This window comes from Nocardioides sp. (genome assembly GCF_035697785.1).
Classification (GTDB): Bacteria; Actinomycetota; Actinomycetes; order Propionibacteriales; family Nocardioidaceae; genus Nocardioides_B.
Window position 1 is genome coordinate 26,087 of the sequence record NZ_DASSCL010000136.1, and the last position, 8,633, is coordinate 34,719.

An 8,633-nucleotide genomic window follows, 5' to 3' on the forward strand; every position below is an offset into this window, starting at 1 on the left:
CGCTTCGGACATCAGGCGGTGGGCCTCCGGACGGTGAGGATGTGGGCGGGTTCGCCGTACGGGTCGAGGCGGACGTAGTTCCGCTCCCACCACGTCCAGCTCTCGCCGCTGATCTCGTCGTGCACGACGAACTGGTCGTGCCAGTCGAGGCCGAGCGCGGGCATGTTGAGGTGCACGGTCGTCTCGCGGGCGGCGTGCGGGTCGAGGTTGATCACCACGATCACGTGCTCCTCGGCGTCCGAGCCCGTCGAGGCCGCGGACTTGCTGAACACCAGGATCGACTCGTCGTCGCTGTTGTGGATGGTGACGTTGCGGAGCAGCTGGAGCGGCCGGTGCTGGCGACGGATCTCGTTGAGCCGGGTGAGGTACGGCGCCAAGGTGCGCCCCTCGGCCTCGGCGGCCTTCCAGTCGCGGATCCGGATCTGGTACTTCTCCGAGTCGAGGTACTCCTCGCTCCCCGGCTTGACCGCGACGTGCTCGAACAGCTCGTAGCCCGCGTAGACGCCCCAGCTCGGTGACCCGGTCGCGGCCAGGGCGGCGCGGATCTTGAACGCCGCGGGCCCGCCGTACTGCAGGAACGCGTGCAGGATGTCGGGGGTGTTCACGAAGAAGTTCGGACGCATCACGTCGCTGCTCTCGTGGGCCAGCTCGGTGAGGTACTGCTCGATCTCCCACTTGGCGGTCCGCCAGGTGAAGTAGGTGTAGGACTGGTGGAAGCCGACCGTCCCCAGGGCCCGCATCATCGGCGGCTTGGTAAACGCCTCGGAGAGGAAGAGCACGTCGGGGTCGGTCTTGCGCACCTCGCCGAGCAGCCACTGCCAGAACTCGACGGGCTTGGTGTGCGGGTTGTCGACGCGGAAGATCCGCACGCCGTGGCTCATCCAGTGCCGGACGACGCGCAGCACCTCCTGGTAGATGCCGTCGGGGTCGTTGTCGAAGTTGACCGGGTAGATGTCCTGGTACTTCTTCGGCGGGTTCTCCGCGTAGGCGATGGTGCCGTCGGCGCGGGTGGTGAACCACTGCGGGTTGGTCTTCACCCACGGGTGGTCGGGCGCCGCCTGGAGGGCGAGGTCGAGCGCGACCTCGAGCCCGAGCTCCTCGGCCCGCTTCACGAACGCGTCGAAGTCGTCGATCGTGCCCAGGTCGGGGTGCACGGCGTCGTGACCGCCGTCCTTGGAGCCGATCGCCCACGGGGAGCCGACGTCGTCGGGTCCGGGGGTCAGCGTGTTGTTGGGGCCCTTGCGGTTGACCTCGCCGATCGGGTGGATCGGCGGCAGGTAGATCACGTCGAAGCCCATCGCGGCGACGGCGGGCAGGCGGTCGGCGGCGGTGGTGAAGGTGCCCGACACGACCTTGCCGTTGTCGTCGACGTACGCACCCTCCGAGCGTGGGAAGAACTCGTACCAGCTGCCGAACAGCGCGCGCTCGCGATCTGCGAAGAACGGATGCGGACCCTCGGTGGTGACCAGGTCGCGCAGCGGGTGCTCGGCGAGGATCCCGTCCACCGCGGGTGAGACAGCCGCGGAGAACCGCACCGGCTCCGGCCGGGACTTGTCGCGCACCGCCTTCACCGCATCGGTCAGCACCTTGCGGCCGGGCGCACGCCGGGGCAGCCCCGCGGCCGCGCGCTCGAGCAGCAGCGCGCCCTCGGTGAACATCAGCTCGACGTCGATGCCGGCGGGGATCTTGATCTCGGCGTTGTGCCGCCAGGTGGCGACGGGGTCGCTCCAGGACTGGATCTCGAACGTCCACGCGCCGACGGTGTCGGGCACGACCTCGGCCTGCCACAGGTCGACGGCCTTGGGCTGCCTCACCATCCGCCGCGGTGGCCGGCGCTTGCCCTTGGGGTCGGTGAGGACGACCTCGGCGCTGAGCGCGTCGTGGCCCTCGCGGAACACCAGGGCGGTGACGGAGAAGGGCTCGCCGACGGTGGCCTTGCTGGGGTAGCGGCCACAGGCGACGACGGGGCTGACGTCCATGACGGGGATACGTCCGACCATGGGGCGAACATACCGTCATCGGGCGGGGCGGAAACCCGTCGTGAGATCGGGCTGCCGGACGAGATCTGGCTCACCACTCGCCGAAGTATTGGATCGTTCAAGTCATGATCGGCTAACGTGCTGCCGGTGAGAGCAATCCGTCGATTCACCGTCCAGCCCGTCCTGCCTCCCGCGCTCGCGGCGCTGGGTGAGCTGGCCGGCAACCTGCGCTGGTCCTGGCACCCCGAGACGCAGGACGTCTTCGCCTCCGTCGACCCGTCGGCGTGGGACGCGTCCGGTCACGACCCGGTCCGGTTGCTGGGCACCGTCAAGCAGGCCAGGCTCGAGGAGCTGACCCGCGACGAGGGATTCCTGGCCCGGCTCGGCGCCGCCCGCGAGGACCTGCAGGCGTACCTCACCGACGACCGCTGGTACCAGCGGCAGGACGCCGCGGACCTGCCTCGTTCGATCGCGTACTTCTCCCCGGAGTTCGGCATCACGGCCGTGCTGCCGCAGTACTCCGGCGGTCTCGGCATCCTGGCCGGCGACCATCTCAAGACCGCCAGCGACCTCGGCGTACCCATTGTCGGCGTCGGCCTGCTCTACCGGCACGGCTACTTCCGCCAGTTCCTCTCCCGCGACGGCTGGCAGCAGGAGACCTACCCCGTGCTCGACCCCGACGGCCTCCCGATCGCGCCGTTGCGCGACGAGGACGGCAACGTCGCCAAGGTCAGCATCGGGATGCCCGACAGCGGGACGCTGACCGCGCGGGTCTGGGTCGCCCAGGTCGGACGGGTGCCGCTGCTGCTCCTCGACTCCGACACCGAGGAGAACACCCCGGAGCTGCGGGAGGTCACCGACCGGCTGTACGGCGGCAACTCCGAGCACCGGCTCCGCCAGGAGATGCTGCTCGGCATCGGCGGCGTGCGGGCGATCCGCGCCTACACCCAGATCACCGGCGCGCCGGACCCCGAGGTGTTCCACACCAACGAGGGTCACGCGGGCTTCCTCGGGCTGGAGCGCATCCGCGAGCTCACCGAGCAGGGCACCACCCGGCTCGGGTTCGACGCGGCGCTTGAGGTGTCGCGCGCCGGCACCGTGTTCACCACCCACACGCCGGTCCCGGCCGGGATCGACCGGTTCCCCCGCGACCTCGTCGCGCAGTACTTCGGCGGCGACAACGCCTGCCCCGGCGTACCCGTGGAGCGGATCCTCTCGCTCGGCACCGAGGACTACCCGGGCGGCGACCCGGCCGTGTTCAACATGGCCGTGATGGGCTTCCGGCTCGCGCAGCGCGCGAACGGCGTCTCCCAGCTGCACGGTCACGTCAGCCGCGACATGTTCGGCGGGCTGTGGCCGCAGTTCGACGTGGAGGAGCGGCCGATCGCCTCGATCACCAACGGCGTGCACGCGCCGACCTGGGTGGCCCGCGAGATCTTCGACCTGGTCCGCAGCTACGGCGGACGTCCCGGGCCGGACCCCGACGCCGACCGGCCGTCGCAGGTGTTCGAGCTGGCCGACAAGGTGACCGGCGCCGACATCTGGGCCACCAAGCGGGTGCTGCGTGAGCGGCTCGTCCAGGACGCCCGCAAGCGGCTGGCCAAGTCGTGGAAGCAGCGTGGTGCGGCCCCGGCCGAGCTGACCTGGATCGACTCCGCGCTCGACCCGGACGTGCTCACGATCGGGTTCGCCCGCCGCGTCCCGTCGTACAAGAGGCTGACGCTGATGCTGCGCGAGCCCGAGCGGCTCAAGCGGCTGCTGCTGCACCCGGAGCGGCCGATCCAGCTCGTCATCGCCGGCAAGTCACACCCCGCCGACGAGGGCGGCAAGAAGCTGATCCAGGAGATCGTCCGGTTCGCCGACGACCCCGAGGTCCGGCACCGGATCGTGTTCCTGCCCAACTACGACATCGCGATGGCACAGCCGCTCTACCCCGGCTGCGACGTCTGGCTGAACAACCCGCTGCGGCCCTACGAGGCGTGCGGCACGTCGGGCATGAAGGCCGCGCTCAACGGTGGCCTGAACCTGTCGATCCTCGACGGCTGGTGGGACGAGTGGTACGACGGCAACAACGGCTGGGCGATCCCGTCGGCCGACGGCATCGACGACCCCGACCGTCGTGACGACATCGAGGCGACCGCGCTCTACGACCTGATCGAGAAGGAGGTCGCGCCCCGCTTCTACGACCACTCGTCGGGGGACGACGAGGCGGTGCCCTACCGCTGGATCGAGATGGTCCGGCACACGCTGAAGTCGCTCGGGCCCAAGGTGCTCGCCGACCGGATGGTCCGCGACTACGTCCGCACGCTCTACGCCCCCGCGGCCGCGAGCTCCCGCACGCTGAACGGCGACTACGCCGGTGCGGTGGCGCTGGCCGAGTGGAAGCGCAGCACGCGCGACGCCTGGGGCGGTGTGGTCATCGACCACGTCGAGTCCAGCGGCGTCGCCGACACGCCCGCGCTCAACGAGACCCTCGAGGTCCGCGCGTTCGTGTCGCTCGGCTCGCTCGGCCCCGACGACGTCGACGTACAGGTGGTGCACGGCCGGATCGGCCACGACGACGAGCTGGTCGAGACCACCGCGGAGTCGCTCGCGCACGCCGAGACCTACGAAGGCGGCCGACACCGGTTCGAAGGCCCCGTCGCGCTGTCCTCGACCGGCCCGTTCGGCTACACGGTCCGCGTGCTCCCGAAGAACCCACACCTGGCCGGCCCCGCCGAGCTCGGCTGCGTCACCCTCCCCCGCGCCTGACCCGTCTCAACGGGGGGTGGGGAGCTCGCGGAGGACGATGACGCTGCGGGGCTCGATGTCGATGACGGCGCCCGCCTGCAGGCGCTCCCCGACGGAGTGGGTGCCGTCGGTGCTGAGCACGACCTCGCCCTCGTGCACCCAGTCGTTGGCGGGGAGAGTCGCCTTGCCGGGCTCGGGGTGCGCGTTGAACCAGAGCAGGAACGACCGGTCCCGGAGCACCTCGCCGCGCGGTCCGGGCGCCCTGAGCGGGTCCCCGGAGACGAACATCCCGAACGTGTGCAGCCGGTCGTCGAACCAGTCGGCGTCGGTCATCTCCCGCCCCGCGGGGTGGATCCAGGCGAGGTCCTTGGGGCCGCCCTCGACGGTCGGGCGGCCGGCGAGGAAGTGCCGCTGCCGCAGCGCCGGGTGCTCGCGGCGCAGTCGCAGCGCGGCCTTGGTCGTCTCGTAGAGGTCGAGCCACGCGTCGTCCGGACGCCAGTCCAGCCAGGAGATCTCGTTGTCCTGGCTGTAGGCGTTGTTGTTGCCCCGCTGGGTGCGACCACGCTCGTCGCCGGCCGTGAGCATGGGCACGCCGGTGGAGAGGCACAGCGTGACCATCAGGTTGGCCGCCTGCTTCCTGCGCAGCGCGATGACCTCCGGGTCGTCCGTCTCGCCCTCGACGCCGCAGTTCCAGGATCGGTTGTTATCGGAGCCGTCGCGGTTGTCCTCGCCGTTCGCCTGGTTGTGCTTCTCGTTGTAGGACACCAGGTCGCGCAGGGTGAACCCGTCATGGGCGGTGACGAAGTTGACCGAGGCGTACGGCGACCGGCCGTCGTCGGCGTACATGTCGCTGGAACCCGCCAGACGTGACGCGACCTCGCGGATGCCCCCCGAGCTGGTCCGCCAGAAGTCCCGGATGGTGTCGCGGTAGCGGTCGTTCCACTCCACCCACGGCGGCGGAAACCGGCCGACCTGGTAGCCGTCCATGCTGGCGTCCCACGGCTCCGCGATCAGCTTCACGTCGCGCAGGACCGGATCCTGGCCAATGGTGGTCAGGAACGGGCCCCGCAGGTCGATCGCGGTCCGGTCCCGCGCCAGCGCGGGCGCCAGGTCGAAGCGGAACCCGTCCACGTGCATCTCGGTGACCCAGTAGCGCAGCGAGTCGAGGATCAGCCGGAGCGCGGCGGGGTACGTCGTGTCGACGGTGTTGCCGCAACCGGTCACGTCGAAGTATGCGTCCGACCCAGGCTCGACGCGCTTGTAGTAGCCGTGGTCGTCGAGCCCCCGGAAGGACAGCGTGGGGCCATCCGGGCCACCCTCGGCGGTGTGGTTGTAGACCACGTCGAGGATCACCTCGAGCCCCGCGGCGTGCAGGTTCTTCACCATCTGCTTGAACTCGGAGACCTGCCCGCCGCGGTCGCCGCCGGCGGAGTAGGCGTGGTGCGGGGCGAAGAATCCGACCGAGTTGTAGCCCCAGTAGTTCTTCAGGCCGAGGTCGGTCAGGTGCCGCTCCGGGACGATCTCGTGCACGGGGAGCAGCTCGACGGTCGTCACGCCCAGGTCGTGGAGGTAGTCGACGACGGCGGGGGAGGCCAGCCCGGCGTACGTGCCGCGGAGCTCCTCGGGCACCCGGTCGTGCAGCTGGGTGAACCCCTTGACGTGCAGCTCGTAGATGATCGTGTCGGTCCAGCGGTGCCGCGGACGCCGGTCGTCGCCCCAGTCGAACTCGTCGTGCACCACGACCGAGAGTGGGACGTACGGAGCGGAGTCGCGGTCGTCACGGGCGTGCACGTCGGTCGCGACACCCCTGTCGTCGACGTCACTCGCCGCGCGGACGTGGGCGTACGTCGCGTCGTCGAGCAGTGCTTCGCCCGACACCGCCTGTGCGTAGGGGTCGAGCAGCAGCTTGGCGACGTTGAAACGGCGGCCCCGCTTCGGCTCCCAGGGCCCGTCGGCGCGGAACCCGTAGCGCTGGCCGACCGGGACGCCCGGCAGCGCGCCGTGCCAGATGCCGAGCGTCTTCTCGGTCAGCCGGTGTCGCGTCTCGACGAGCCCGTCGGGACCGTCGTCGAACAGGCACACGTCGACGCTGGTGGCCTCCGGCGCGAACACGGCGAAGTTGGTGCTCTCCCCGCTCCACGTGGCTCCGAGAGGCTGGTGCTCACCGGGCCACACCGGGGCGGGGGAGTCGTCGTGCATCCGGACATTGTGTCCCAACCGCATGGAAGTCAACCTCAACCGGGTGGCTAGGGTGCCCGAGGAAGTTTCCGGTGGCGACGTGAGGAGATCAGCGTGGGCGAGTTCGTGCGGCTCGAGGTGGAGGACGGGGTCGGGACGATCCGCATCGACCGCCCCAAGATGAACGCGCTCAACGTGCAGGTCCAGGAGGAGATCCGGGCCACCGCCAAGGAGGCCGCCGAGCGCGCGGACGTGAAGGCCGTCGTCGTGTACGGCGGCGAGAAGGTGTTCGCCGCGGGCGCCGACATCAAGGAGATGGCCGACATGTCCTACACCGACATGGTCGAGCGCTCCGGCCGCCTGCAGTCCGCGTTCACGGCGGTCGCCGACATCCCGAAGCCGGTCGTCGCCGCGGTCACCGGCTACGCCCTGGGCGGCGGGTGCGAGCTCGCGCTCTGCGCAGACATCAGGATCGCCGCCGACGACGCCACGCTCGGCCAGCCCGAGATCCTGCTCGGCGTCATCCCCGGCGCCGGCGGCACGCAACGGCTCACGCGCCTGGTCGGAACCGCCAAGGCCAAGGACATCATCTTCACCGGCCGCCTCGTGAAGGCCGACGAGGCGCTGGCCATCGGGCTGGTCGACCGGCTGGTGCCCGCCGCCGACGTGCACGCCGAGGCGGTCGCGTGGGCAAGGAAGTTCACCGGTGCGGCGTCCTACGCCCTGCGTGCCGCCAAGGAGTCGATCGACAAGGGCATCGAGGCAGACCTCGCGACCGGCCTCGAGATCGAACGCATCCAGTTCGCCGCGCTGTTCGCCACCGACGACCGCTCCATCGGGATGAAGTCGTTCATGGAGCGGGGGCCGGGCAAGGCCGAGTTCACCGGCAGGTAGCGCCGGGGGTTAGGGTGCGACGTACTTTTGGATGAGGAGAACGCCGTGGCCGACGTGGACAAGTCCGACGCCGAGAGGCCGGCCGACAAGCCGGCGGAGAAGCCGGCGGAGAAGCCGGCGGAGAAGCCTGCCGAGAAGCCGACCGCCAACCGCCGGTCGACGGGGGCTGCCGTGAAGGGTGTCACCAGCACCTTCCGCTCGAAGCTCGCCTCGCTCGTGTGGCTGATCGCCGTCGTCTGTGCACTCATCCTCGCCGTGGGTGCCCTGCTGGTCGCCCTGAAGGCCAACCAGGACAACGCGATCGTGGCCTGGATCCTCGACGCCGCCGACACCCTCGACCTCGACGTGTTCAGCCGCGACGAGGGCATCTTCACCTTCGAGAAGGACCGGGATGGTGTCCAGAGCGCCTTGGTCAACTGGGGTCTGGCCGCCCTGGCCTACCTCGTGGTCGGCAAGATCCTGGACCGCATCATCCGGCCGTGAGGAATGCGGCTCCCATGTGACCCAACCCACCCGAGCGCCCGTTTCGGTGATTGCTACCTGCGGGTAACCTCGGTCCAACCCGACGTACAGGAGGGGCCCTTCGGGGCCGGAACGCCATGAACATTGTCGTGTGTGTGAAGTACGTGCCGGACGCTACGGCGGACCGGCATTTCGAGGCGGACAACACCGTGGACCGCGTGGGTGTGGACGGGTTGCTCTCGGAGCTGGACGAGTATGCGGTGGAGCAGGCGCTGCTGGTGAAGGAGTCCCTCGGTGATGACACCGGGGACACGGTGGTGACGGTGCTGTGCGTGGGCCCGGAGCAGGCCACCGACGCGGTGCGCAAGGCGCTGCAGATGGGTGCGGACA

The 8,633-nt window shown here is 70.0% G+C and carries 5 protein-coding genes and 1 pseudogene; 4 read left to right on the forward strand and 2 right to left on the reverse strand.

Annotated features, from left to right (window positions below):
- Nucleotides 1–11 precede the first annotated feature (11 nt).
- Nucleotides 12–2,000, reverse strand: coding sequence for an alpha-1,4-glucan--maltose-1-phosphate maltosyltransferase (locus VFH10_RS14625; protein WP_325129825.1), 1,989 nt, complete (start codon nucleotides 1,998–2,000; stop codon nucleotides 12–14).
- Between the two features lie 126 nt (nucleotides 2,001–2,126).
- Between VFH10_RS14625 and glgP the strand changes: the two genes are divergently transcribed.
- Nucleotides 2,127–4,730, forward strand: coding sequence for an alpha-glucan family phosphorylase (glgP, locus tag VFH10_RS14630; RefSeq protein WP_325129826.1), 2,604 nt, complete (start codon nucleotides 2,127–2,129; stop codon nucleotides 4,728–4,730).
- Nucleotides 4,731–4,736: 6 nt separating this feature from the next.
- Here the strand turns inward: glgP and glgX are convergent, their stop codons facing one another.
- On the reverse strand, nucleotides 4,737–6,908 hold the full coding sequence (glgX, locus tag VFH10_RS14635; RefSeq protein ID WP_325129828.1) for a glycogen debranching protein GlgX: 2,172 nt from the start codon (nucleotides 6,906–6,908) through the stop codon (nucleotides 4,737–4,739).
- Nucleotides 6,909–7,001: 93 nt separating this feature from the next.
- Here glgX and VFH10_RS14640 point away from each other — a divergent pair, with 93 nt between their 5' ends.
- The 3 genes and pseudogenes from VFH10_RS14640 to VFH10_RS14650 all read left to right on the forward strand — a co-directional run.
- Nucleotides 7,002–7,781 carry an enoyl-CoA hydratase/isomerase family protein gene (locus VFH10_RS14640; protein WP_325129830.1) on the forward strand — a complete coding sequence of 260 codons (780 nt, stop codon included), beginning with the start codon at nucleotides 7,002–7,004 and terminating at the stop codon, nucleotides 7,779–7,781.
- 45 nt (nucleotides 7,782–7,826) lie between these two features.
- Entirely contained in the window at nucleotides 7,827–8,264 is a 438-nt protein-coding gene (locus VFH10_RS14645) for a hypothetical protein (RefSeq protein WP_325129832.1), read from the forward strand.
- A 134-nt stretch (nucleotides 8,265–8,398) separates the two neighbouring features.
- Nucleotides 8,399–8,633: pseudogene (locus VFH10_RS14650) on the forward strand (electron transfer flavoprotein subunit beta); the annotation flags it as partial.